Here is a 24,052-nt window from a genome sequence, read left to right on the forward strand (position 1 = left end):
AGGTGTTCGATCCGATCCAGCTGAGGTCCTTCCTGGCGGTCGCGCAGACCGGCGGGTTCACCCGCGCCGCCCACCGGCTGGGAGTGCGCCAGTCGACGGTCAGCCAGCACGTCCGGCGGCTGGAGGAGAGCACCGGCCGACGGCTGTTCCGGCGCGACACCCACTCCGTCGAGCTCACTGCCGAGGGCGAGGCCATGGTGGGCTTCGCCCGGTCGATCCTGGACGCCAACGAGCAGGCCTACGCGTACTTCGCCCGCAGCCCGGCCCGGGGCCGGGTTCGGTTCGGGGCGTCCGAGGACTTCGTGTACACCGAGCTGCCTCAGGTCCTGCGCACCTTCCGGCGGGGCAACCCAGGGGTGGACCTGGAGCTCACGGTCGGCCTCAGCAGCTCCCTCTACGAGCAACTGGCCGACGGCAGACTGGACTTGGTGCTCGCCAAACGTCCCTCCGAAAGCTCCGACGGACGGCTGCTGTGGCGGGACCGCCTGGTCTGGATCGGGGCCGATGACTTCGCACCCGAGCCCGGGCAGCCCGTACCGCTGATCGTCTATCCGCCGCCGAGCATCACCCGGGCCCGTGCCCTGGAGGCCCTCGACCGGGACGGACGGCCGTGGCGGATCGCCTGCACCAGCACCAGCCTGTCCGGGGTACGGGCGGCGGCACTGGCCGGTCTCGGCGTGATGGCCCACGCCAGGAGCCTGATCCCGCCCGGTCTGCGCGAGCTGCCGCCACAGCCGGAGCTGCCGGACCTCGGCGAAACCGAGTTCGTGCTCACCTCCGGACGCAGGACCGCCCGGGGACCGGTGCGTTCGCTCGCCGACGCCCTGCTCGCGGGCGGCGACCGACTGCAGCACGTCCCGCGCGGGGCGCCGGGAGGCCGCCGGGACTGAACCCCGGCCGCATCGCGCCGTGGCCGTCTCGGCGACCACCGTGCGCCCCCGAAGCGCGCGGCCGCTCAGCTGACAGGCCGCATCGGGAGTTCGGTGGCCGGGCCACCGGCCCGCACCCGCCCGACCGGCCGCCGGCCCGCGGGAGCTCCGGGCAATCGGGTGAAGGCCGCGCTGCGGAGCGCGTCCGCCCGGGAACGGCCGGGGCTTCACGGTATGGCTGTGCGGGACGGTCGCTCGCGGACGGGAGTCGTGATGGCGCGGTGGTGGAACAGGTCCGGGATCGGCGGACGTACCCGCAAGGCCGTCCGGCGCACGGCCGTGGCACTCGACGGCCGGGCCCCGCTGTTCGACGGGCTCAGGGGCCTGTTGCGGAAGATCTTCCCGGACCACTGGTCCTTCCTGCTCGGCGAGCTGGCGCTGTACAGCTTCGTGGTGCTCCTGCTCACCGGGGTGTTCCTGACGATGTACTTCCAGCCGTCGATGGCCGAGACCGTGTACAACGGACCGTACGCGCCGCTGCGCGGGGTGCTGGTCAGCGAGGCGTACTCCTCCACGCTGGCGATCAGCTTCGAGGTGCGCGGTGGGCTTCTGATCCGTCAGATCCACCACTGGGCCGCGCTGGTCTTCACCTCGGCGATCGGTGTCCACCTGCTGCGGATCTTCTTCACAGGTGCGTTCCGCCGCCCGAGGGAGGTCAACTGGCTGGTCGGGCTGACGCTCTTCCAGCTCTCCCTGCTGGAGGGCTTCGCCGGCTACTCGCTGCCCGACGACTTGCTGTCCGGCACCGGCCTGCGCACCGCGCAGGGGTTCATCCTGTCCGTCCCGCTGGTCGGCACCTGGTTGAGCTATCTGCTGTTCGGCGGCGACTTCCCCGGTCAGATCCTCATCCCGCGCCTGTACACCACGCACATCCTGCTGCTGCCGGGAGCGCTGGCGGGCCTGATCACGCTGCACCTGTTGTTGGTGTTCGCCCTCGGGCACACCCAGTGGGCCGGGCCGGGCCGAAACAACCGCAACGTAGTCGGCAAACCGCTCTACCCGCTGTTCCTGTTGAAGACCAACGGCCTGCTGGCGATGGTCTTCGGCGTCCTGGCGCTGGTCTCGGCTATCGGCCAGATCAACCCGGTCTGGCGGTACGGTCCCTACCGTCCCGACCAGGCCTCGACCGACGCCCAGCCCGACTGGTACATGGGGTTCATCGAGGGCGCGCTGCGGCTGATGCCGGGCGCGGAGACCCGGCTGTGGGGCCACAGCATCCCCTGGAACCCGCTGATCCCCGCCGTGCTCTTCCCGCTGGGCTTCTTCGCGGCGCTGTACGCGTACCCCTTCCTGGAGCGCTGGGTCACCGGCGACCTGGGCCCGCAGCACCTGTGCGACCGTCCGCGCAACCAGCCCACCCGCACCGGTATCGGCGTGGCCGGGTTCTCGTTCTACGTGATCCTGCTGCTGGCGGGTGCGCAGGACGTCATCGCCCGCACCTTCGCCGTCTCGGTGGAGGGGCTGGACCGCGTGCTGCGGGCGCTGGTGTTCGTGGTCCCGGTCGTGGCGTTCTGGGTGACCAAGCGGGTGTGCCTGGGGCTGCAGCAGGTGGACCGCGAGCGGCTGGCGGAGGGTGAGGAGAGCGGGTTCATCCGCGCGTCGGTCGAGGGCGGATTCCACGAGAGTTCACACTCGCTCACCGACCGGCGACGGTTCACCCTGGCGGCCCGAACCGTGCCGCGTCCGCTGCCCCGCCCCGTAGCCGGCGCCTCTCGGCTCGCCCGGCTCAGGGCGGCGCTCAGCTCCTGGTACTACCGGGACCGGGTCGACTTCCCCGAGCCCCGCGAGGACACGGTGCCCTCCGAGCGGCCGTGAGCCCTCACGGCCGGCGCTGACCGTACTGGAAGACGAAGCCCACCGCCGCGGGGATCAGCACGCCGAACCCGATCAGCACCAGCCACAGGCCGAACACCACGCCGAGCCCGAAGAGTGCCGCCCCCAGGGCGCAGAGCACCGGGAAGAGGCTGTGCGGCGCGAAGAAGTCGAGCGGCCCCGCCCCATCGGCGATCGGGATGTCGGTACGGTCCTGGAGGCGGTCGCCGCGCTTGGTGTGCTGGGTCCAGCAGAACAGTGCCACCAGGCCGGACATCAGGAAGGACACGGTCAGTGCGACCGTACCGGCCGGCTCGGCCGCCAGCCAGCCGTACATCGCGCCGGTGACACCGAAGAACGCGGCGACCCCGGCGAACAGGTACCCCTCGGCTCTCATCGGCGCTCGCTCTCCCCTCTGGCCTCCAGCGCCTCCATCGCCTCGCGCGAGTACTCGGGGTGGTTGAGGTCGAAGGCCGGAGCCTCCGAGCGGATCCTGGGCAGGGCATGGAAGTTGTGCCGCGGCGGCGGGCAGGAGGTCGCCCACTCCAGCGAGCGGCCGAAGCCCCAGGGGTCGTCGACCGCGACCCGTCCCGCGTGTCTCATGGTGTGCCAGACGTTGTACAGGAATGGCAGGGTGGACAGCCCCAGCGCGAACGAACCGATGGAGGAGATCGCGTTGAGGGTGGTGAAGCCCTCGGTGGGCAGGTAGTCCGCGTACCGGCGCGGCATGCCCTGCGCGCCGAGCCAGTGCTGGACCAGGAAGGTGACCTGGAAGGACGGGAACAGCAGCCAGAAGTGCAGCTTCCCGTACCGCTCGTCCAGCATCCGGCCGGTCATCTTCGGCCACCAGAAGTAGAAGCCGGCGAAGGTCGCGAAGACCACCGTGCCGAACAGCACGTAGTGCAGGTGGGCCACGATGAAGTAGCTGTCGGACACATGGAAGTCGATCGGCGGGGAGGCGATCAGCACTCCGGTGAGACCGCCCAGCAGGAAGGTCACCAGGAAGCCGACCGAGAACAGCATCGGCGTCTCGAAGGAGAGCGAGCCGTAGCGCATCGTGCCGACCCAGTTGAAGAACTTCACCCCGGTCGGTACCGCGATCAGCAGCGAGGTCGCCGAGAAGAACGGCAGGAGCACCTGCCCGGTGACGAACATGTGGTGCGCCCAGACCACCGCGGAGAGGCCGGTGATCGTGATGGTGGCGGCGATCAGCCCGTAGTAGCCGAAGATCGGCTTGCGGGAGAACACCGGGATGATCTCCGAGACGATCCCGAAGAACGGCAGCGCCACGATGTACACCTCGGGGTGTCCGAAGAACCAGAACAGGTGCTGCCACAGGATCGCGCCGCCGTTGGCGGGGTCGAAGACGTGCGCCCCGAACTTGCGGTCCGCCTCCAGGCCGAGCAGGGCGGCGGTCAGCACCGGGAACGCCAGCAGGGCCAGGATCGAGGTGAACAGCACGTTCCAGGTGAAGATCGGCATCCGGAACAGGGTCATCCCCGGCGCCCGCAGGCACACGATGGTGGAGATGAAGTTGACCGAGCCGAGGATGGTGCTCAGACCGGCCACCACCAGGCCCATGGCCCAGAGGTCCCCGCCGGCGCCCGGGCTGCGGACCGGCCCGTTCAGCGGGGCGTAGGCGAACCAGCCGAACGAGGCCGCGCCGTTGCTGGTGAGGAATCCGCTCACCACGATCAGCCCGCCGAACAGGAAGACCCAGTAGGTGAAGGCGTTCAGCCGGGGGAAGGCGACGTCCGGCGCCCCGATCTGCAGCGGCATCACGGCGTTGGCGAATCCCGTGAAGGTCGGCGTCGCGAACAGCAGCAGCATCACCGTGCCGTGGATGGTGAACAGCTGGTTGTACCGGTCCCGGCTGAGCAACTGCATTCCCGGCTGCAGGAGTTCGGCGCGCATCAGTATCGCCAGCACGCCCCCGAAGAGGAAGAACCCGAACGAGGTCAGCAGGTACATGTTCCCGATGGTCTTGTGGTCGGTGGTGCGCAGCCAGCCCAGGACCACGGCTCCGGTCCGTACCGCCGGCCGCACCGGCGCATCCGCGCCGCCACCCGGCCGGGCGTCCAGCTGTTCGGTCATCCCAGTGCCTCTCTGCTGACGGGTGATCAGCGTCATCCCACCGACGGGTCGGGCGCACCTATCGAAGCATCAAAAGAGCGCCGCGGAGCGCAGCCGACCTCCTGCGCGTTGCGTTCGACCGGGACCGCCCTGCCCGGGCCCGGCGGCGGCCCGGCAGCGGACCGGTGGAGTGAGTGCGGGCGGCGGCTCACTGGCATGGCGAGCCCGCTCCGGCTACCGGGCGGTGGTTCACTGCCCGGTGATCCCCGTCAGCGCAACGGCCAGCTCGCAGGAGTCCCGATGCCCTCCGACCGCACCGTCTCCCGCTCCCGCCGGGCCCGTCACCACCGGGGCAAGGCGACCGCCAGCGTGGCCGGCGCCTTCTGGACGGTGATGGTCGGCACCACCATCCCCACCCCGCTCTATCCGGACTACGCGGCGGCCTTCGGTCTCTCCGCGCTGACGGTCACAGTCGCGTTCGCGGTGTACGCGCTCGGTGTGGTGGCCGGTCTGCTCGGCTTCGGCTCGCTCTCGGACCGGGCCGGACGCAAGCCGGTGACCGCCGCCGCACTGCTGCTGGCCGGGGCCGCCGCCGGGATCTTCCTGGTCGCCGACGGTCTGGCGCTGCTGCTGGGCGGACGGGTGCTGTCCGGGCTGTCCGCGGCGCTGGTCACCGGTGCGGCGACCGCCCATCTCACCGAACTGGCCCCGCCACAAGGGCGGATCAGGGCGGGCCGGATCGCCCTGGCGGCCAATATGGGTGGCCTGGCCGGCGGCCCGCTGCTCGCCGGGGTCCTGGCCGAGTGGGCACCCGATCCGCTGCGGCTGGCCTGGGCCGTCAACGCCGTCCTGGTCCTTGTCACCCTGCTGCTCCTGGGCCCGGTGCCGGAGACCGTCGAACGCCGGGCGGAACAGCGGCTGTTCACCCTCCAGCTGCCACGGGTCCCGGCGGAGATCAGGGCGCCCTTCGTACGCTGCGCGCTGGCGGCCGGGTCGGGGTTCGCGGTCATGGGCGTGCTCACGGCCACCACCGGGCTGTTCTTCACCACGCTGCTGCGACTGGACTCCCCCACGCTCTCCGGAGCCACCGTCTCGCTCACCTTCGTCTGCGTCGCGACCGGGCAGCTGCTCGCCCGGGTGCTGACTCCCCGGCCGGTCCTGCCCGCCGCCTGCCTCGGCCTGGTCGCGTCCGCGGCGCTGATCGCCACCGCGATGCTCACCGCCTCCGCCGTGCCGCTCGTCGCCGCCGCGGTGGCCGACGGGCTCTCGGCCGGCCTCGCACTCGGCGAGGGCATCGCACTGATCACCAGGCGGACCGAGCCGGCTGTCCGGGGCCAGGCGTTCTCGGCCCTGTTCGCGGTGGCGTACGCGATGCTGGCGCTGCCCGCGATCGGGGTCGGCGTGCTGATCGTCCACGTCGGGCTCCGGTACGCCGGGACCGTCTTCGCCGCCGTGGTGGCGCTGATCGCACTCGGGGTGCTCGCCAGCCTGCGACGCGGACGGCTGCCTGCCTGACCGGGGCCGGGTGGGAGGGCAGAGTCCGACTACCGCCGGGCGGTGAGGTGCCCGAGCAGGCGCGCGACGCAGTCGACGACACCGTCCCGCAGCAACGCGACGTTGACGAGCAGCCGGTCAACTGTCCATCCGCCGACGCACCGTCAGCCCGGCGGATCGGAGTCTCGTTGACGAGTGATCACGGTTGCCGGCGAGGAGAGCACGGTGCAGCCGTTCAGTCGCGCCGAGTGGCGGTCGGTTGCGGCGTTCCGGCCTCCGCGGAGGCGGTTGCCAGACCGCCGGGGCCCCATTTGACGGGCCCCGGCGGCGTGTTGGTGAGTACGGACGATGGATGGCGGAGTCGACTGCGACGACCGGTCCACATCCGGAGGTGCCGGGTGGTCAGGGCGCGTACCGGCACACCGTGACGCCGCTCCTCGCTCCGCAGCCCATCTTGCTGTAGCTGGGGTTGATCATGTTGTAGTAGTGACCCCAGCGTTGGTACCCCGCCTGGTTGGCGTACGGGTCATGGTTGGGATCGGAGTCGTAGGCGCTCTTCTCGCTGGCCCACTGCCCCGTGGCCTGGCCCGGCCCGCCGCTCGACATGTTCTCGGCGGCGTTGCTTATCGACCCGTGGTGCAGCGTGCCGCCCGCGGTGGATGCCGGGTTGTCAGCCCAGGACTGTGCCTCGGAGGCAAGCCCGCCGTCCCAGCTCAGACCTGACTGGCCGGCCTGGGCGCGAACGCTGTTGGTCTGGGAGAGCATGGTCTGTTGGTCACCGGGGCTGATCTGGGCGGGGAACTCCGCCGCGTGGGAGACGGTCGCGGTGGCAACCGTCGCCAGCATCATGCCTCCGGTCATCAGCGCCGTTGCGAAGATGCTCGCGGCGCGATGGTGTACCCGAGTTGGATTTCTCATTGCGACCCCCTGGTCGCACAGAAAACAGCAGCAAGTGCCGGCGCGGACCACGACCGCCACGGAAGCGGGCCGCACGCCTGGCTCATGCGATGGCCAGGACGCCATCGACGACAAATCACTCTGTCCGGCGGCCACATGACCGCCGTCAATAGGACCAGCGTATGTCCAGGGCGTCTTCGCGGCGACCGAAGAGACCACTGAGATGTCTCCGTGCAGTCGGTGATCGAGACTCTGCCCTTCGTAGCCTCGAATCCCGCCACTCCGACCAACTGGCCTTCCCTCAAGGCTAGTTCCACCAATTCGTTGCGGATTCAAGTCGGGTTCTTCCGCGAATCGGACGCTGCCGCCCCGGCTGTTTCGCGCCGCGTCCGGCGCTGGAAGGCCTCCGCACGCCCGGCCCACGTCAACCTCATGCAGGTGGCCGCATACCTGCAAGTCGTCTTTCCTGGACCAAGAGTTGGTCAAACCCGCTCGCTGCCGAGATGTGCTCCGACGTCGGCTTGACGCACATTCCGCCCCGGATGTCCCTCGCCACTCGCTACGTCAAGTGGCCCTGCTCTTGGCTCACTTGTTCCGGCGCGACTGTTCATGGCGAATGGCGGCGAGCACCACGGCGACGGCCGCACCGGCCAGGGAGAGCGCCAGGCCGGGGTTCACGAACGAGGGGACGAACTCGATGCTGTACCCGTCACTCCAGGTACAGCTGGAGCTCAGCGGCAGCAGGCTGTCCTTGGGAAGCACCTCGGACTCCGCCGGGTCGCCGTACCGGGCCAGTCCGCACACCCGCGCCTCGTCCTCGACCCGCCGGTAGCCCTTCAGCAGGCCGAAGGCGTACAGCACGGCCGCGGTGGCGAGGCAGCTCACCGCGGCCTCCCGCCAAGAGCTCGTGGGTGTCGCGGCCCGCAGGCTGCCGCGCCGCGCCACGGCGGCGCACAGGTGCACCAGCAGGGCGGCGGCGGCCGCGGCCAGGAACAGGGCGGTGAGCAGGGTCAGGCCGGGGCTCTGGCCGGTCTCCTCGGCCAGCGCGCGGAGGTCGCCGAGGACGCGGTTCACGGCTACGCGCTCCCGGTGACGGGGTTCCACTTCTTAATGATCACGTAAAGCGGTATACGCCAGCAGGGATTCCGCGTCAACCGAGCGCATCCGTCGCCGCCTTGACCATCCGCCGGACGGAGCCTCCGCCACGGCGTCCGGCCCGGCCCCAGCGGCACTCCGGCCCGGCCCGGCGTTCCCCCAGCCTGATCCGGAACAGCGCGCCCGGACGTTCTCGCCGCGAGTGGCAGAAGAACCAGCGGCAGAGCAGCCTGGTGCCCCAAGTACAAGATCCGTCCCCCTTCCGGTCTCCCTCCGGCGCGGGGTACTCCTGAAATCGAGCGACAGGTTGTCGGACATACCGCGGAAGGGAGCACCACCATGGGTGAGGTGCGATCACAGGACGGCTGGCAGGTGGACGGGCGCTGCACGAACTGCGACGTCGCGCGGCAGTTGGCCCCAGGGCTGATCGGCGAGGTCGACGGGCGCTCGGTCGTCCTGCGCCAGCCGCAGGACGAGTCCGAGGTCCGGCTGCTCCAGGCCGCCGCGCACGCCTGCCCCACCAGGTCGATCCACCCCCCGGGCCGGCGGCCCCTGGCCGCGGCGGACGACCCGTTCCCGCTGGCGCTGGACGACGGCGTGCTGCTGTGCGGACACAACTCCAGGCAGACCGCGGGAGCCAACTCGTACCTGCTGCGCCGCCCCGGCGGCACCACGATGATGGTGGACACGCCGCGCTGGAGCGCCTCGCTCGCGGCGCGTTACGAAGCGCTGGGGCCCGTCACGGACGTGCTGCTCACCCATCGCGACCACGCCGCGCACGGGCGCCGCTACGCCGACCGTTTCGGTGCCCGGCTCTGGATCCACGAGGGCGACCTGGACGCCGCGCCGGACGCCGACCGCGTGCTCCGCGGCACCGACCCGGTGGAGATCGCCGAAGGAGTGACCGCCCAGCCCTTCTCCGGGCACACCCGGGGCAGCGTGCTCTACCTCGCGGACGGGCGGTACTGCTTCAGCGGCGACAGCTTCTACTGGTCCCGCACCACCGGGGACATCGAGGTCGCCGAGAGCGTCACCTGGTACTCGATCCGGGAGCTGGCCGCCTCACTGGCCCGGACCGCCGATCGGCTGCGCTTCGAGTGGCTGCTGCCCGGTCACGGCGACCGCCACCGGCTCCCCGCCCACGACATGGCACTGCGGCTCGCTGGACTCGCCGCGCGCGCCAGCGACCTGCAGCCCCGGCCGGTCGACTTCACCGCCGTTCGCTGGTAACCGCCGCGGGGCCGGGCCCGGGAGGCGCTCCCGGCCCGGCCGCCCGCATGGCGGTCACGATCACCCTCCGCGCGTCGTCCAGGTATCGGGTCAGCTCCACCTCGACGTCGTCGCTCTCACCGGACTCCAGCAGCCCCGCGAGGATCTGGTTGCGGCGCAGGAACGGCTCGTGCAGGCCGTGCGCCGTGGGCACCGCGCCGAACGCCAGGCGGAGTTCGGCCAGCAGCCGGGACATGCAGTCGTCGATCCGCATGCTTCCGGCGAGCCCGGCGACGGACTGGTGGAAGCGCAGGTCGGCGGTACCGACCGCGACCCAGTCGCCCCGTCCCTCGGCCGCCTCGGCCTGGGCCAGTGCGATCCGGACCTGGGCTAGCCGCTCGGGTGCCGCGCGCGGGGCCGCACGGACACCGGCCGTCTCCAGGGCGAGGCGCAGGGTGAAGATGTCGTCGACGTCCTCGGGGGTCAGGATCCGGACGAAGACGCCGCGGTTGAGCTCGTGCACCACCAGGCGCTGGTCCACCAGCAGCCGGAACGCCTCCCGCAGCGTGTTGCGGGAGACCGCGAGCGCCTCGCCGAGCGCCTCCTCGGACAGCCTCGTCCCCGGCGCGAGCCGCCCCTCGGTGATGTGGTCGCGCAGTACCTCGGCCACCCGCTGCGCCACCCCGGTGCGCTCGAGCCGGCCGCGCTCGGCCGCCAGTGCGCCGAAAGCCCCGGTACTGCCCTGCTCGCCTCCGACCACGCGGCCCTCCGCCTCCGTTCGAAACCCCGGCCCCGACCCGTCGGGGCGATCCGTCGCGGCAGCCCGGCGGGGAGAGAACCGGACACCCGCACTCTTGTCGGATTGTTCAACAACCCCTAGCCTCGCTACGACTCTCCCCCAGGGTCCTCCCCACAAAACGGTGACCTCCGGCCCGGAAGGCGGCCAAGGGCGTGCTCGTTCTCTTAGGCATCCTCATCGTGGTGGCGGGCTTCGCCACCAAACGCAACCCCCTGCTGATCGTCGGTGTCGCCGGCGTCACCACCGGCCTGCTGGGCGGGCTCTCGCCAACCGCGGTGCTGGCAGCCTTCGGGACCGGCTTCGCCTCCAGCCGCTCGGTGAGCCTGTTCGTCGTCGTCCTGCCAGTGATCGGCCTGCTGGAGCGCAGCGGCCTGCAGGAGCAGGCCCGGACCCTGATCGGCCGGCTCCGCGGGCTCAGCGCCGGGCGGCTGCTGACGGTCTACCTGGTGTTCCGGCAGCTCTCCGCGGCCCTCGGGCTCACCAGCATCGGCGGCCCGGCGCAGGCGGTGCGGCCCGTGGTGGCGCCGATGGCGGAGGCCGCGGCCGAACGCCGGCACGGAACGCTGACCGACCGCGCCCGCGAGCGGGTCCGCTCGTACGCTGCCAGCGCCGACACGGTCGGGCTCTTCTTCGGCGAGGACTGCTTCCTCGCGATCGGTTCGGTCCTGCTGATCACCGGTTTCGTCAACGCGACCTACCACACCCACCTGGAGCCCGCCCAGCTCGCAATGTGGGCGATCCCCTCCGCGCTGTGCGCTGCCCTCATCCACGGCACCCGGCTGCTGCGCCTGGACCACCGCCTCGAACGGGAGTCGACCGTAGTGAACCGTCAACTCGCCGGTTCGCGGCGCCGATCGGCACAGGGGGCGAAGTGATCCAGGTGGAGTGGCTGTACTGGCTGGTGGGCGCGATGCTCCTGGCAATGGCGGCGCAGATGGCCGCCGACCGCAGCAATCCCGAACGGTTCGGCTCCGCGGCGTTCTGGGGACTGCTCGGCCTGAGCTTCGTCTACGGCACCTGGGTGGTGCGGAAGACCGCACCCGCCGCTCCGCTCGGCGCCGCCGTGCTGGCCATGGCCGCTCTGGCGGGATTCGGTCTGACCGGACGCGGCACGCCGAGGACCTCGACTTCCGCGCAGCGCAAGGAATCCGCCGCCGGGATCGGCAACCGGCTGTTCCTGCCCGCGCTCACCGTCCCCCTGGTCGCCGTCGTCTGCGGCACGCTCGCCAAGCAGTGGCACCTCGGCGGCAGGCCGCTGCTGCAGCCGGGCAGCGAGACCGTCATCGGTCTGGGACTCGGCGCGCTGGCCGCCGTGGGAGTGGGACTGCTGGTGACCCGCGAACGTAATCCGGCCGTCGCCGTACACGCCGGCCGCGGTCTGCTGGAGGCGATGGGCTGGGCTCTGCTGCTGCCCCAACTCCTGGCCGTACTGGGGTCGATCTTCCAGGCCGCCGGGGTGGGCCCCCAGGTCGGTAGGCTGGTCACGCACGTCCTGCCCGACGGCAACCGCTACCTCGCAGTGGTGCTCTACTGCGTCGGGATGGCGCTGCTGACCGCCGTCATGGGCAACGCCTTCGCGGCGTTCCCCGTCATGACCGCCGCCATCGGCTGGCCGGTACTCATCGTCCGGCTGCACGGCGACCCGGCGGTCGTCCTCGCCGTCGGAATGCTGGCCGGCTTCTGCGGCTCCCTGGTCACGCCGATGGCCGCCAACTTCAACCTGGTGCCCGCCGCACTGCTCGAACTGAAGGACCAGTACGGGCCGATCAGGGCCCAGATCCCCACCGCGGGCGCGATGTTGGCCTGCAACATCGCCATCATCTCGGTCTTCGCGTTCTGAGGACGCCTTCGGCGACACCGACCACCACGAGAGGCGGCAATCCTGATGACCCGGGTCCTGCTCACCGGCTTCGAACCCTTCGGTGGCGCGGCGCTCAACTCCTCCTGGGAAGCCGTCCGGCTGGTCGCCGACGGCCCGCCGGACGGATTGAAGGTGACCGTCCGACGGCTCTCCTGCGTGTTCGGCCGGGCGGTCGACGAACTGTCGACGGCGGTCCGGGAGACCGGACCTGACCTGGTGGTCCATGTGGGCCAGGCCGACGGCCGGTCCGATCTCGGGGTCGAGCGCATCGCGATCAACATCGAGGACGCACGCATCCCCGACAACACGGGCCGGCAGCCGGTGGACCGGCCGGTGGTGCCCGGCGGTCCGGCAGCCCACTTCGCCACCCTGCCGGTCAAGGCCTGCGTGGCCGCCGTCCGCGAGGCCGGCCTGCCCGCCTCCCTGTCGCACACCGCCGGCACCTTCATCTCGCGACCGTTCGGGGGGGTGGGCCATCACCAAGCATTGGCAGAAGATCAAGGACTCCGGCGAGGTCGACATCCGGACGTCGCAGTGGTCCAGCGGTCCTGAGCGACAACCCGCCTTCCTCGCCCAGCTGTTGACATCCGACACGGCCGATGTGGCGGAGGATCAGCGAGGTGGCCCCTCTGTCGAATCGGTGGCAGCGGGCGGAGGAGCAGGTGCGGCCAGTTCGTCGAGTGGCTGCCGGTCGGCCTCGGCGCTGAAGGTCGCCTCGACCGTCTCCTCCGGTCGGCGTTCCTCCATCTTCGCGAGCAGGGTGAACGCATCCTTGTCCTGCGGCGTGAAAGGGGGCTGGGTCATGGAGCGCGGCCACAGCCGGTACCGCAGGACGACGTTGATCTCCGCCGCGAGCAGGGTCAGTCGAGCTCCGGTGAACACCCAGGTCAGCAGGCCGATCACGATCGCGAAGAAGCCGTACACGTCGGCGGCGTGATTGATGACGTAGCGGACGTAGACGTCCCCCACCGTCTGCAGCACTTCCCAGAACCCGGTCGCGATCACCACTCCGATGAGCACGTCCCGCACCCGTACGGTGGCGGCGGTGAGCATCGTGAAGGCGGCGAGGAAGACGCCGAAGTTGACGATCGTTGACGCGGCCAAGGTCCACGGGCCGTTCAGGGGCCCGAACCGGGGTGCGTAGCCGATCAGGGCGCTCGACAGCAGAACGCCGAGCCCCAGGACCACCAGGATCGCAAACCCCCGTACCCGACGGCCTACGAACCCCGGCCACTCCTTGAAAGGGACGTTCCAGACCGTGTTCATGGCGTTCTGCGCGGCCTGACCGACCCCCTGCGCGCCGTAGAGCGCGCCGGCCAGGCCCACTGCGAGTGCCAGGGGGCTGCCCCTCATCGGGTGCGCCGCGTTGCGAAGCTGGCTGCCGATGATCGGGAAGTCGGCCAATGCGGAATTGACCATCCGCTGCTGCAGTTCGGGATCCCCGCTCAGGACGAAGCCGAGGACGGTGGAGAAGACCAGGAGCAGGGGAAAGATCGCGAAAAGCCCGTAGTAGGCGATGATGGTGGCCTTGCCGCCAGCCTGGTCGTTGCCGAACTTCTGAATGACCGCGAACGGTATCCCTGCTACGGCATGCCGCTGCTGGAAACGGTCGATCTGGCGCACAACGACTTCCACCCGGTTCATCAGTCCTCCCGAACGGCCCGGGGGCGTGTCAGCGATCTCGTGTAAGTGCCTTGGGTTATCGGATGCTGAGCCGGTCCTCGAAGAAGAGTGAGAACTGGTTCAGCACCTCCTGCCAGTGTGCGGCGACATGGTTGATGTCGCGTGCCCTGAAGGTGATCTGCTCGCGGACGGCGAGGTAGAGGTGTGTCACCAGTAGTGGCGGCGGCCGCCGACGGCGTGTCCCACCAATCCCAGGATCCACAAAATGGCCCCGATGACCAGCAGGACGATCCCGATCATCCACAGGAAGCCGAGGTGGAGCAGAAACCCGACGACAAGCAGGATGACTCCGAGGACGATCATGGTGTCCTCCGATCTCGCAGACAACTCTAGCCACACGTCTTTCCCGCAGTGGCCTGGGCAAACGACTGAGCTGAGCTTTGCCCCGCGACGTGGACACCCCTGACACTTGGATCTTGTAGGTCCAGGAAGGGAAGTCCAGGTGGGACGTCCGTCGAAGTACTCGGATGAGTTCCGACGTGATGCGGTGGCGTTGCACCGAGCGTCGGGTGGCCGGCGTACGTTCGAGGCGGTCGCGAAGGAGATCGGGGTCAATCACGAGACTCTCCGGAACTGGGTGCGCGCCGCTGGCGCCGGGTCGGCGGGGCCCGAGCCGGCGTTGGACTCCGACGAGCGTGCCGAGCTCGCGCGGCTGCGCAAGGCCGAGCGGGAGTGGCAGGTCGAAAAGGAGATCCTGCGCCGGGCGGCAGCTCCCCGGAACCGCAGGCGCCACGGTCGACGAACGCGAACAGCGGATGGTACCCGAAGGACTTCTCCCGGGCCGGGGCGGCGCTCTGCTTCTCGGAGTACGAACGAGAAACCCTGTCATCCCGGCTAAGCGGTGTTCTCTGCTTTTCTGACCACCCGTCGGACGGCTCCGCTCCATGAAAGCGTGAGGTTAGGGTCTGCATCACGAGCCTGGGCCGATTTCGATCTCTCGGCTGGCAGAAAAGCATCTTGTCCGCCTGTCACACTGGGTGAAAGTTTTGCCACGTTCGGTATTGATCGTGGGCGTCGGCTCCCGGCGGCCACTGACGTACGAGGTGGCAGGCTTGACGGAGATTCAGCACCTGACGAAGGTCTACAGCGACCGCGCCTATGTGCACACCACGACCGTGCGGCACCAGGGCAGCACGGTCGCGTTCGCGATGGACGAGCAGCGGCGCATCGTCTACACGGTCCTGGACCTGTCGCAGCACGACGAGGCGCGCGGCGAGGCGGACGCGGAGTGCTGGTCAGAGAATCCGCTGCCGCTGCGCTTCCCGGCCGAGCTGGCCCGGGTCGGCTACGCCGTGGCCGGCGCGGTACGGATGCCCGCGGTCAAGCGCGGCGGACGGGTTGAGGCCGAACCGGAGGAGCGGCTCGACGAGGACGAGCTGGACCCGTTCCTGTCCAGCACGGCCCGGCTCGGCGCCGCCACGCCCTTCCACGTCGTCTCCGACGGCACCCACCTGTACGTGCTGCGCCAGTCCGTCCGGGCCGACGACCCGGACGCGGTCTTCCGGCTCTCCGACGGCACCGGCTCCTCTGCCGACCCGGCGCGGGCAAGGTCGCGCTGGTCGACGCCACTTTGCTCTGCGACCGCTTCGTGCTGGCCGGCGGCGAGTTGAAGCCGGTGCTGGAGGTCCGCTACCGGCGCAGCCGCCACAAGGGCCGCCCGGACTCCGGGAAGGACAGCCTCGGCACCCGGGATATGGAAGGCCGGGCGTTCCACGAGCCCACCCGGACGAGCAGCCCGTGACGATCGGCACCGTGCTGCGGATCGACGGCGACGTGGTGCAGTTCACCGAGGTCACCCTCGCCCCGCTGACCGGCCCGGGTTTCGTGACCGTCGGCGGCCACGGCTTCCGCTTCGAGGGCAGCCATCCCATCGGCGCCAAGTCGCTGCGCCTTGGCGCGGGCGCGGATGTGACCCTGCTCAAGCCGGGCATGAGCGTGCAGCGGGTGCGCTACGACCACCGCTGGTCCACGGCCTCGCGGCCCGGCGTCGCGCTCTCGGCCGGCTCCCGGCTGGTCACCGTCGACCCGGCGGTCTGGCCGAGATCCCACTCGGCGGCGCGGACGGCCTGGTGCGCGGGCACGGCGGCCGCTGGCGCGCCGACATGCCGGGCCGCGCGTACGCCTTCGACGGCCAGGGACGCTTCCTGGCACTGCCAGCCGAGCAGGTGTCTCGGGCGGCGACGGCGGGTGACCTCACGCTGGAGGCATGGATCAACCCGGAGCGGGTCGAGGGCCCGGTGCGGCTGCTGCACGCCAACGCGGGCGACACCCCGTACGGACTCGGCCTGGTCGGCGGTCCCGCCGTCACCGCGCTGGCCTACGACGGGGTGAGCGCCGCCGCCGTGGTGCCCGGCGCGTTCGGCTTCGGGGACGGCGACTTCACGGTGGAGTTCTGGGCCCGCCGTACCACCATCAACCCAAAGGCGCACTACCTGCTCGGCCACAGCACCGAGCAGCAGCGGAACAGCGAGTCCCTGCACATCGGCTTCCGCTCCAACTCCTCCTTCACCTTCGCCTTCTGCGGCGACGACCTGACGACGGACCGGCAGTTCGTCGACACCGAGTGGCATCACTGGGCCTGCGTCTTCCAGAGCCAGACCCGCCAGCAGGTGATCTACCTGGACGGCCAGGAGATCGCCCGCCGCACCGCCACCGCCACCTACCGGGGCCAGGGCCGGCTCTCGTTCGCCTCGGTGCCGTGCTGGCCGGGCGAGTTCGCCTCGGTCCACCTCGACGAGGTCCGGCTCTGGTCGACGGCGCGCGGCGGCGACGACGTACGCGCGGCCATGAAGCGGCGGCTGACCGGCGCCGAGGCCGGGCTGCTCGGCTACTGGGCGTACTCCGCCCCGGCGCCCGGCGCGCAGCCCGTGCTGACGGACCGCTCCGGCAGCAACCGGCACGCCGAGCTGCGCGGCAAACCCGGCCCTGTCCCGGCGCGTTCGCCGATCGACGAGGGCGGCTACCGGGCGGTCGCCACCGTCGGCGACCGGCGGGTGGTCAGCCGGGAGAGCTTCCCGCTGCGCGAGTGGAGCCACCTCGCCGCCGCCTACCAGCAGTCCTGGGCGGTCCGGTTGGACGGCGAGGCCTACCTGGAGGTCGCGGACGACGACACTCTGGACATCGCCGACGACCTGACGCTGGAGGTGTTCGCCCGACTGGAGCGGCTCGGCGAGACCCAGGGCCTGCTCTCCAAGGGCCGCACCGCCGACGGCGCGGGCGGCTGCGTGCCGTACCGGCTGGCGGTACTGCCGGACGGCCGGCTGGAGTTCGCCTTCGAGGAGCCGGACGGCCGGGCCGTGCGCTTCACCTCCACCGAGGGCGTCGAGGCCGGGGCGTTCCACCGGATCGCGGTGGTCCGCAAGGGCGGGCGCTCGATGCAGGAGCAGAAGGGCACCCGCCAGATCAGCGCGGTCGGGGCGGACGGCAAGCCGGTCACCCAGAGCGTGGAGCTGGTCGAGTCGGTCGAGGTCCGCGAGTGGCAGGACGTCCGCTTCCACCTGGACGGCCGGGAGATCGGCGCGGCCCGCTACGAGGGCCCCGGCCCGCGCGGCAACGACGCGCCCCTGGAGCTCGGCCGGGCCCGTGACGGCTCGACGGTGCAGCCGCTGACCGGCGTGCTCGCCGAGGTGCGGATCTGGGGCGCCGCCCGCGACGCGGCCCGCCTCGGCACCGCCGTGACCGCCCGCGACCGGGGCCTGGTCGCGCACTGGCGCTTCGAGGAGAACGCGGGCAGCACGGCGGCCGACGCCACCGGCTCGCACCCCGCCCGGCTGCGCGGCGCCCGCTGGGTGCGCAACCCCGACCCGCGTGGCAGCGTATTCCGGCTCTATCGCAACGGCGTCTCGGTGGCCTGCGACCCGGCTGGCACCCCCGGCACGCCCGACACCGCCGCCTTCGCCGACCCGGGCGACGCCCAGCTCACCCTGGGCGCGGTGGTCAGGGGCGGCAAGGCGGTGGAGTCGTTCGACGGCGTCCTGGAGGAGGTACGGATCTGGCGTACCGCCCGCACCCACGAGCAGCTGCTGGACAACCTGTTCACCCGGCTCAAGGGCGAGAAGGAGGACCTGGTCGCCTACTGGCCGTTCGACCGGGACTCCACCGAGCCTGACGTCGCCCAGGTCCGCGACGACGGACTACTCGCTACGTCGAAGTACCGTTGCCGCAGCGGCCGATCACGACGCCCGCCGCAGCGCCGAGCACGCCGACGACGATGCCGCGACACCGAGGCCGCGAACGGTCGAGCAGAGCACCGCGACGGCGGCCTATGCACAGCACCCGGCACCACGTGCTGCTCTGGACAACCGGCCGCACTCCGTGCCGTGGGAGCGCCACCGGAGCGGTTCCCCCACGGCTTCGCGTCAGGCGACGTGCAGCGTGAGCACTGCGGTGTGCAGTTGTCCGGCGGTCTGGAACTGGAGGAAGACCCGCCAGTTTCCGAGGTCGCCGAGTATGGCGTTGAAGGTCAGCGTCGGCCCGCCGTGGTCCCCGTCGACGATGTTCTGGGGGTGGAGGTGGGCCAGCGCCTGGTTGCCCTCGTGGAAGGCGCTGAGGTGGGCGTAGCTGTCGAGGTACGGCTGGAGATCGGTGACCGGCTGGCCGTCCTTGCTGATGGTGGCGGTGAGCTTGTGGGTCATCCCGGCCATCGGCCCGCTCTGGACGGCGACGGTGTAGCCGTCGACGGTGGTGCTGTCGGCTGCGGCGGGCAGTGGCGCGGCGGCGGCCTCGCCGGGCACGGTGACGGTACGGCTGAGGACGAACTCACTGCCCTTGTGCGGGCCGGTGTTCGGTGTGAACGAGGCGTACAGCCGCCAGCTGCCCGGTTCGAGGGCGGCCAGGTCGGCGGTCCACGTGCCGTCGGCGGCCATGGTCGGGTGCAGGTGCTGATAGCCAGTGAGGTCCGAGCGGATCGCGTAGAAGTGCAGCGTCTTGGTCTGGACGACCGCGAAGTCGGTGATCGGTCGGCCGTCCGGGCCGGTGATGGTGAACGGGTAGCTCACCGCCTGGCCGACCGGAAGGCTGGTGGCTGGCGCGTCCAGGCGGTAGCCGTCCAGTTCGGCGGCGAGCCCCTCGCCTGCCGCCATCATGCCGGGCATGCCCGGCATCCCCGGCATGCCCGAGGACGCCGCGCCGGGCGTTGCCATCGCGCTGTGGTCCATGCTCGGCATGCCCGCCATGCCCGAATGGTCCATGCCCGGCATGCCCGAGTGCTCGGAGTGCGAGGACGAACCGCACGCAATGAGCGCGAAGGCGAGCAGTGCGGGCACACCGGCCGCCACGGCCCAACCACGCGAGACCGAACGAGGAGAAGCGAACATCAGCAGGTCTTTCCCGTACGAGCGCGCCGAGAAGGGCGCTTGGATGAACAGATACGCGTGGCTGCGCCGGTCACAGCCGCGACCCTGTCAGGCTGGTGCGACACACCTGCAGCAGCATTCCTCGCTCGCCGCCCGGCGGACCCCGCAGGTGGTGCGCAGCGATGGCGGCCCGACGGCGCGTCATCCCACCGGACATCCACGGAGATCATCGTGGCCGTCACAGTTCCCCGGGTGTCGAAGCCGTCCGAGAGGTAGGAACCGGTCGCCGCCAGTTTGCGGTCCGCGACCGGCTCGGCGACAACGGCCAGCGCCGGATGGCCGTCGGCAGTCGAGGAGACGCCGCCACCGATCACGGTCGCGGCGGACAAGGCGGCGCCGGTGATGGGTCTGGTACGACGGTGAGGTCCCATGGGCGGTCTCCTGCTCGTCCTCGGCCGATGGCGCCCTGATGCGCCTGGCCCGTGCTGCTGTGAGAACCGGGGGAAGTACGGCCTCACAGGACAGGAGACCCGTGGCGGACGCAGTGATAACCGAAAATCCGGTGGCTCAGTCGTACCCGCATCGGCTTCGCTGACGCTTGCGCCTGGTCGAGACTGCCGCAGTACGCTCAACTCGGCGACCAGGGCCCATAGGAACGTCTTGCCCGACGGGAACGCCGCGCGGGCGCGTCGGGTACGAAGGTTGGCCACATCCCTCGTCGGCGCATCTGTCCGCCGCCACCCGGTTCGCGGGTGGATCGTCAACGAGACGCACCCGCGGCTCGCCACCCCACGGGTCCTTCGGCGCCCGGGAGTTGGTTTGAACGCTCCTGGCTTGCGGGCATCGCTGGGGTGGAGAAATACGCCCACGACAGAGGCGACCGAGGTGGCACAGATGCACGACACCGGTACGGAACCGATCGCGACCTTCTGCGGAAACTGCAACTGCGGCTGCCCGCAGCTGTTTGTGGACCCAGCCGCCCCCCAGGAGAAGCGGGTGCGGATCACCGACGACTTCGGGCAGCAGGTGCAGATGAGCGAGGAACAGTTCCGGGACCTCATCGCCCAGGCCAAGAGTGGCGCGCTGGACGACCTCGCAACCTCGGCCGTCTGACACCGCGTCATCCACAGTGACCTGAGTTCGGGCACAGCACAACCGCAGGACTCGGGCCGAGTGGTCATCCGCATCGTCATGCACGGTGTCGTGGCGGGGACTCGCCCGTGGCGCACATCTTGTGCGCGTGGTCCGGGCCGGGACGCCGAACGCCACGGCCCGGACCTTCAGGTCATCGCGCTACTGCCCGCGACATCACCGCAGTTGCGGCGCCGCAGGTCAAGCACGGCGGCGAGCTGTGCGTCATGCCGCCGGGGTACGACACCAGCTGTTCGTTTCCGGACCGGGCGGCGGGAGAGGACCCGGTGCCATGGCCGGGTAGGGCCGGTGTGGGACACATGTGCTGCGTCCCGCACCGGCCCTGTCCGTTACGCCGAAGTGCCGGTGCTGTCGGCGCCGCGGCCGCGGCGGCCGCGCACAACGCCCGCCACGGCGCCCGCCACGGCGCCGAGGACGCCGACGACGATGCCCGCGATACCAAGGCCGCGAGCGGTGGAGTCACTGCTGCTGCTCTTCGCCGTCGCGGTGCTCTGCTCGGCCGGGTCAGCCTTCGCACTCGGTGCGGCGCTGGGGGCGTTACCGGCGGCAGCGGTCAGCTTGAGGACCGGTGCCGGGTGCTCGGGCTCCTTCTGGCCGTCCTTGGCCTCCTCGATCCAGCGCACGACGTTGCCGTCGCTGTACGTCTGAAGGGCCTTGAAGACCACCTTGTCGGTGCCGTCGGGGAGCGCGCCGAAGTCGACGGTGAAGTCCTGGAAGTGGCCGGGGGCGATCTGCCCGCCCGTCCAGACGATCTGGGAGACGACATCGGTGATGTCGCCGTCGTCGGTGTGGATCGGGGTGGCGAGCTTGGTGGTCTGGATCTGGTCCGTCCAGCCCGGCACCGCGGCAACCATGGCGGACGGGATCGGGTGGTCGGTGGGGAAGTCGATCTCGACCTTCACCGTGCTGGCGTTCTCCTGCTCGTTCGGCACGCGGAAGGCGAAGGTCTGGTCAGTCGCGTCCTTGGCCACGCTGGACGGCTGCACGGTGACGTGCGCGGACGCAGGGCCTGCGATCAGCAGGACGACGGCGGCGCCCAGGGCGGAGGCGGCGGCAAGGCGGTTCTTGAAGGACGGTCTCATGGCTGTGTGTTCTCCGTGTGGGAGCGTGCACGCGCGGACGTCGGTACGGGCGGCTCCCGGCCGCTTCCGGGCAGGGGCACCGTACGCCGTCGGTCAGGCCAGGCGTGCTGATGTGGTCGGGGGCGCGGAGCTGCCGCCGACGCGGGCAGCGCTACCACCGTGGGGGTGCGCTTGCCCGTCCGGTCAGGCAGCGGAGGCCACCGGCGGACCTCGCCTGATCACACAGTGCCGGAGCAGCCCCGGTGACGGGAGCTGCCACCGCCCGCTGTCCCTCGTGAACCACGCGACGGGCGGCTGCGACCTGCGCCCGGTGCTGCCGGACAGCACGGCTTCGAGCCGTGCGATCATCTCCCGCAGTCTCGCCGCACCCGCGTTCACGGTGGCCGAGGCCGCCTCGGCGGTGGTGCGGACCAGCCGCCACACGGCCGCCTCGCCCCGCCGCAGCCACCATGCCGCCAGCAGCGTGGCGGTGAGGTGGCCGGCGAACATCGCGGGGCTCAGCCCGAGCAGGAAGGCATGGCACCACAGGGCGACGTGCGGCGCAGCCGCTGCGGAGGCGTGGGAACCGCTTCCGAGCGGCGCGGCGAGTTGCGCGGCCACCGCCCTGGAGTGAGTGCCGTCGGCCATCCCCATGCCGGGCATGGTCGGCATGTCGGCCATCCCGGCCATGCCCGCCGCATTCGGCATCGCTTGGGCCCGTGCGGGCGTCTGCTCGGTGTGGAAGAGGAGGTGCAGGCCCAGCTGGCCGACGGCCAGCCCGCCGGCGATCGCGGCCAGCGACCGTTCCCGCCGTGCCCCGAGGACGGCCGCGCCCAAGGTCAGGACCCAGCCCAGGAGCACCGCCCGGGTCGGCACCACGGCGCCGGAGGCCAGCGTGTGGCCTGCTGCGGCCAGCACGACGCAGACCGTCGCGAACGGCATGGCACGCAGTACGCGAAAGTCGAGCGAGGCGGGAGGCGCCGGGGCGGGCCCGGCCCCGGTTACGAAGGCAGACATGGCGGGCACATCATGACATCCGCGGCCGTGCGCTGTGCAGGGTGCCGCGAAGTTCGCGGCATCCACGCCCTCCGGGAGGCTCCGGTTGTCATGGAAGAACCTCCAGGTCAGCGGCGACTTCTCGAAAAATCATCCATCTGTTCGGAACTTCCGGCGGCCCGCGGCCGACTGATGTGACGGACTCCGTCACCCGACGGAGTCCGTCACAGCGGAAGGACGGATCATGCGGCCGCACGGGCGGGCATCACGGCAGCTCAGACCCCATATAGCGGGGGTGGGATCGTGACCCGCGCCGCCGAGAGGGGGCGGGCGGTGGCCGAGGACCAGTGGAGCCTGGTCGCGGCCGCCGGGATGCTGTCCTTCGTCGCGATGCTCGATATGAACATCGTCAACCTGGCCCTCCCCGACATCTCGCGCAGCTTCGGTATCTCCGCTGAGACCGCGCAATGGGCCGTGCTCGGCTACCAACTCCCAGTGGTGGCCCTGCTGCTGCCCGCCGGACGCTGGCTCGACCAGGTCGGAACTCGCCCTGCCCTGATGTTCGCAGTGGGCGGCTTCGCCCTGTGCAGCGCGGCAGCCGCGGTCTCCCCGTGGGCCGCCTGGCTGATCACCGCCCGACTGGCCCAGGGAGCCTTCGGGGCCGTCCTGTTCGTCCTGATGCCGGTGCTCGCCGCCCGTTCGGTACGACCCGAGCTGCGCGGGCGCGCGATGAGCGTGCCGGCCACCCTCGGGCCGCTCGGAGCGGTCGCCGGACCGGCGGTGGGCGGGCTGCTGCTCGACCACCTCGGCTGGCGGGCGATCTTCCTCGTCAAGCTTCCGGTCTGCGCGGCCGCCCTGCTGATCGCACGTCGGAACGCACCGGCCGGCGGGCGGCTGCGCCTGCCAGACCGGTCCTCGCTCGGGGACGCCGGCCTGGTCGGCGGCGCCATAGCGGCGCTCCTGCTGGCACTGACCCTCTCCCCGGGCTCGCCCGCCTGGCTGCTGCTGGCCGTCCCGGCCGTCCCGCTGACCGCCCTGTGGCTGAGAAGACCCGGTGGGCGGCCCGTCAGCTCGACGCTGCGGGACTCCGGCACGTACGGGGTCAACGGAGCCGTCCTCGCTCTGGCGGCGGGCTTCGCCGCGATGCGTTACGTGCTCTCCCTGCACCTGCAGCTGGACGATGCGGTGAGCGCCACCGCGACCGGGCTGACCACGCTCTGCTTCCCGCTCGGGATGGGCCTGGCCGGGCCGCTCGGCGGACGGCTCGCGGACCGCTTCGGAGCCCGGCCGCTCGCCACCGCCGGCGCCACCGTGACCGCCCTCGGCCTGCTGCTGCTCGTCCCGCTGGACGCCGGTTGGTCCCTGGCCGACGTCGCGTGGCGGTTGGCTCTGGCCGGCGTCGGCATGGGCCTGTACGGCGGGCCCGTCCAGTCGCTGGTGATGGCCGCCGTACCACCGGACCGGATCGCCACCGCGGGGTCGGCCGTCCAGCTCGCCCGCAGCCTCGGCTTCACCCTCGGGCCCGCCCTCGCCACCACCGCCTGGGGCTTGGGCGGGGCCGGCACCGGCGGCGTACGGGCCGGACTGGGACTCGCCGCGGCCGCCGCATGCGTGGCCGCACTCCTGCTCGCCGTCCCCGGCCGGCGGACCGCCGGCCTCGCACGGACCAACTGACTGCACGCCACCTCAAGGAGAGC

23 protein-coding genes and 1 pseudogene are annotated in these 24,052 nt (G+C 71.1%); 12 read left to right on the plus strand and 12 right to left on the minus strand.

What is annotated here, in order from left to right:
- Positions 1-2 precede the first annotated feature (2 nt).
- Together ABD369_RS10710 and qcrB are read left to right on the plus strand one after the other, a co-directional pair.
- On the plus strand, positions 3-890 hold the full coding sequence (locus ABD369_RS10710) for a LysR substrate-binding domain-containing protein (protein WP_344636070.1): 888 nt from the start codon (positions 3-5) through the stop codon (positions 888-890).
- Between the two features lie 252 nt (positions 891-1,142).
- Positions 1,143-2,744: a cytochrome bc1 complex cytochrome b subunit gene (gene qcrB / locus ABD369_RS10715; protein WP_344636071.1), complete on the plus strand. Its 1,602-nt coding sequence runs from the start codon at positions 1,143-1,145 to the stop codon at positions 2,742-2,744.
- A 4-nt stretch (positions 2,745-2,748) separates the two neighbouring features.
- Here the strand turns inward: qcrB and ctaF are convergent, their stop codons facing one another.
- Both ctaF and ctaD read right to left on the minus strand, forming a co-directional pair.
- Positions 2,749-3,138 carry an aa3-type cytochrome oxidase subunit IV gene (ctaF, locus tag ABD369_RS10720; protein WP_344636072.1) on the minus strand — a complete coding sequence of 130 codons (390 nt, stop codon included), beginning with the start codon at positions 3,136-3,138 and terminating at the stop codon, positions 2,749-2,751.
- Complete coding sequence (gene ctaD / locus ABD369_RS10725; RefSeq protein WP_344636073.1) at positions 3,135-4,835, minus strand: aa3-type cytochrome oxidase subunit I; 1,701 nt, start codon at positions 4,833-4,835, stop codon at positions 3,135-3,137. Before ctaD ends, ctaF begins: the two co-directional genes overlap by 4 nt.
- Positions 4,836-5,114: 279 nt before the next feature.
- Between ctaD and ABD369_RS10730 the strand changes: the two genes are divergently transcribed.
- A complete protein-coding gene (locus ABD369_RS10730; protein WP_344636074.1) occupies positions 5,115-6,329 on the plus strand; it encodes an MFS transporter in 1,215 nt (404 codons plus the stop codon).
- Between the two features lie 381 nt (positions 6,330-6,710).
- Here ABD369_RS10730 and ABD369_RS10735 read toward each other — a convergent pair whose 3' ends face one another.
- Both ABD369_RS10735 and ABD369_RS10740 read right to left on the minus strand, forming a co-directional pair.
- Positions 6,711-7,169 carry a CAP domain-containing protein gene (locus ABD369_RS10735; protein WP_344636075.1) on the minus strand — a complete coding sequence of 153 codons (459 nt, stop codon included), beginning with the start codon at positions 7,167-7,169 and terminating at the stop codon, positions 6,711-6,713.
- Between the two features lie 621 nt (positions 7,170-7,790).
- Positions 7,791-8,279 carry a hypothetical protein gene (locus ABD369_RS10740; protein WP_344636076.1) on the minus strand — a complete coding sequence of 163 codons (489 nt, stop codon included), beginning with the start codon at positions 8,277-8,279 and terminating at the stop codon, positions 7,791-7,793.
- Between the two features lie 360 nt (positions 8,280-8,639).
- Between ABD369_RS10740 and ABD369_RS10745 the strand changes: the two genes are divergently transcribed.
- Entirely contained in the window at positions 8,640-9,530 is an 891-nt protein-coding gene (locus ABD369_RS10745; protein ID WP_344636077.1) for an MBL fold metallo-hydrolase, read from the plus strand.
- Here ABD369_RS10745 and ABD369_RS10750 read toward each other — a convergent pair.
- Complete coding sequence (locus ABD369_RS10750) at positions 9,511-10,269, minus strand: GntR family transcriptional regulator (RefSeq protein ID WP_344636078.1); 759 nt, start codon at positions 10,267-10,269, stop codon at positions 9,511-9,513. The genes ABD369_RS10745 and ABD369_RS10750 overlap by 20 nt on opposite strands.
- Before the next feature lie 191 nt (positions 10,270-10,460).
- Between ABD369_RS10750 and ABD369_RS10755 the strand changes: the two genes are divergently transcribed.
- The 3 genes and pseudogenes from ABD369_RS10755 to ABD369_RS10765 all read left to right on the plus strand — a co-directional run.
- Positions 10,461-11,183: a DUF969 domain-containing protein gene (locus tag ABD369_RS10755; RefSeq protein ID WP_344636079.1), complete on the plus strand. Its 723-nt coding sequence runs from the start codon at positions 10,461-10,463 to the stop codon at positions 11,181-11,183.
- Positions 11,180-12,148 carry a DUF979 domain-containing protein gene (locus ABD369_RS10760; protein ID WP_344636080.1) on the plus strand — a complete coding sequence of 323 codons (969 nt, stop codon included), beginning with the start codon at positions 11,180-11,182 and terminating at the stop codon, positions 12,146-12,148. Before ABD369_RS10755 ends, ABD369_RS10760 begins: the two co-directional genes overlap by 4 nt.
- A 45-nt stretch (positions 12,149-12,193) precedes the next feature.
- Positions 12,194-12,646: pseudogene (locus ABD369_RS10765) on the plus strand (pyroglutamyl-peptidase I); the annotation flags it as partial.
- A 135-nt stretch (positions 12,647-12,781) separates the two neighbouring features.
- On the opposite strand, the gene ABD369_RS10770 reads toward ABD369_RS10765, so the two are convergent.
- From ABD369_RS10770 to ABD369_RS10780, 3 genes are read right to left on the minus strand one after another with little or no spacing between them, the layout of a single operon-like run.
- A complete protein-coding gene (locus ABD369_RS10770) occupies positions 12,782-13,813 on the minus strand; it encodes a YihY/virulence factor BrkB family protein (protein WP_344636082.1) in 1,032 nt (343 codons plus the stop codon).
- A 55-nt stretch (positions 13,814-13,868) separates the two neighbouring features.
- On the minus strand, positions 13,869-14,003 hold the full coding sequence (locus ABD369_RS10775) for a hypothetical protein (protein ID WP_344636083.1): 135 nt from the start codon (positions 14,001-14,003) through the stop codon (positions 13,869-13,871).
- Positions 14,000-14,155: a DUF6131 family protein gene (locus tag ABD369_RS10780; protein ID WP_344636084.1), complete on the minus strand. Its 156-nt coding sequence runs from the start codon at positions 14,153-14,155 to the stop codon at positions 14,000-14,002. Before ABD369_RS10780 ends, ABD369_RS10775 begins: the two co-directional genes overlap by 4 nt.
- 139 nt (positions 14,156-14,294) lie before the next feature.
- Between ABD369_RS10780 and ABD369_RS41085 the strand changes: the two genes are divergently transcribed.
- Entirely contained in the window at positions 14,295-14,690 is a 396-nt protein-coding gene (locus ABD369_RS41085) for a transposase (protein ID WP_425557578.1), read from the plus strand.
- 214 nt (positions 14,691-14,904) lie between these two features.
- Positions 14,905-15,462 (plus strand): hypothetical protein, encoded by a 558-nt coding sequence (locus ABD369_RS10785; protein WP_344636085.1) that lies wholly within the window; start codon positions 14,905-14,907, stop codon positions 15,460-15,462.
- 19 nt (positions 15,463-15,481) lie between these two features.
- Here the strand turns inward: ABD369_RS10785 and ABD369_RS10790 are convergent, their stop codons facing one another.
- Together ABD369_RS10790 and ABD369_RS10795 are read right to left on the minus strand one after the other, a co-directional pair.
- Positions 15,482-15,811, minus strand: a complete 330-nt coding sequence (locus tag ABD369_RS10790) for a hypothetical protein (RefSeq protein WP_344636086.1) — start codon at positions 15,809-15,811, stop codon at positions 15,482-15,484.
- Entirely contained in the window at positions 15,802-15,933 is a 132-nt protein-coding gene (locus ABD369_RS10795) for a hypothetical protein (RefSeq protein ID WP_344636087.1), read from the minus strand. Before ABD369_RS10795 ends, ABD369_RS10790 begins: the two co-directional genes overlap by 10 nt.
- Here ABD369_RS10795 and ABD369_RS10800 point away from each other — a divergent pair.
- Positions 15,922-19,422, plus strand: coding sequence for a LamG domain-containing protein (locus ABD369_RS10800; protein ID WP_344636088.1), 3,501 nt, complete (start codon positions 15,922-15,924; stop codon positions 19,420-19,422). The genes ABD369_RS10795 and ABD369_RS10800 overlap by 12 nt on opposite strands.
- Positions 19,423-20,040: 618 nt before the next feature.
- Positions 20,041-20,259, plus strand: a complete 219-nt coding sequence (locus ABD369_RS10805; RefSeq protein WP_344636089.1) for a hypothetical protein — start codon at positions 20,041-20,043, stop codon at positions 20,257-20,259.
- A gap of 368 nt (positions 20,260-20,627) precedes the next feature.
- Here the strand turns inward: ABD369_RS10805 and ABD369_RS10810 are convergent, their stop codons facing one another.
- Both ABD369_RS10810 and ABD369_RS10815 read right to left on the minus strand, forming a co-directional pair.
- A complete protein-coding gene (locus tag ABD369_RS10810) occupies positions 20,628-21,380 on the minus strand; it encodes a YcnI family copper-binding membrane protein (RefSeq protein WP_344636090.1) in 753 nt (250 codons plus the stop codon).
- 183 nt (positions 21,381-21,563) lie between these two features.
- On the minus strand, positions 21,564-22,376 hold the full coding sequence (locus ABD369_RS10815) for a hypothetical protein (protein ID WP_344636091.1): 813 nt from the start codon (positions 22,374-22,376) through the stop codon (positions 21,564-21,566).
- Positions 22,377-22,658: 282 nt separating this feature from the next.
- Between ABD369_RS10815 and ABD369_RS10820 the strand changes: the two genes are divergently transcribed.
- A complete protein-coding gene (locus tag ABD369_RS10820) occupies positions 22,659-24,029 on the plus strand; it encodes an MFS transporter (protein WP_344636092.1) in 1,371 nt (456 codons plus the stop codon).
- Positions 24,030-24,052 lie beyond the last annotated feature (23 nt).

It is taken from the genome of Kitasatospora cystarginea, from assembly GCF_039533515.1.
Taxonomy (GTDB): Bacteria; Actinomycetota; Actinomycetes; order Streptomycetales; family Streptomycetaceae; genus Kitasatospora; species Kitasatospora cystarginea.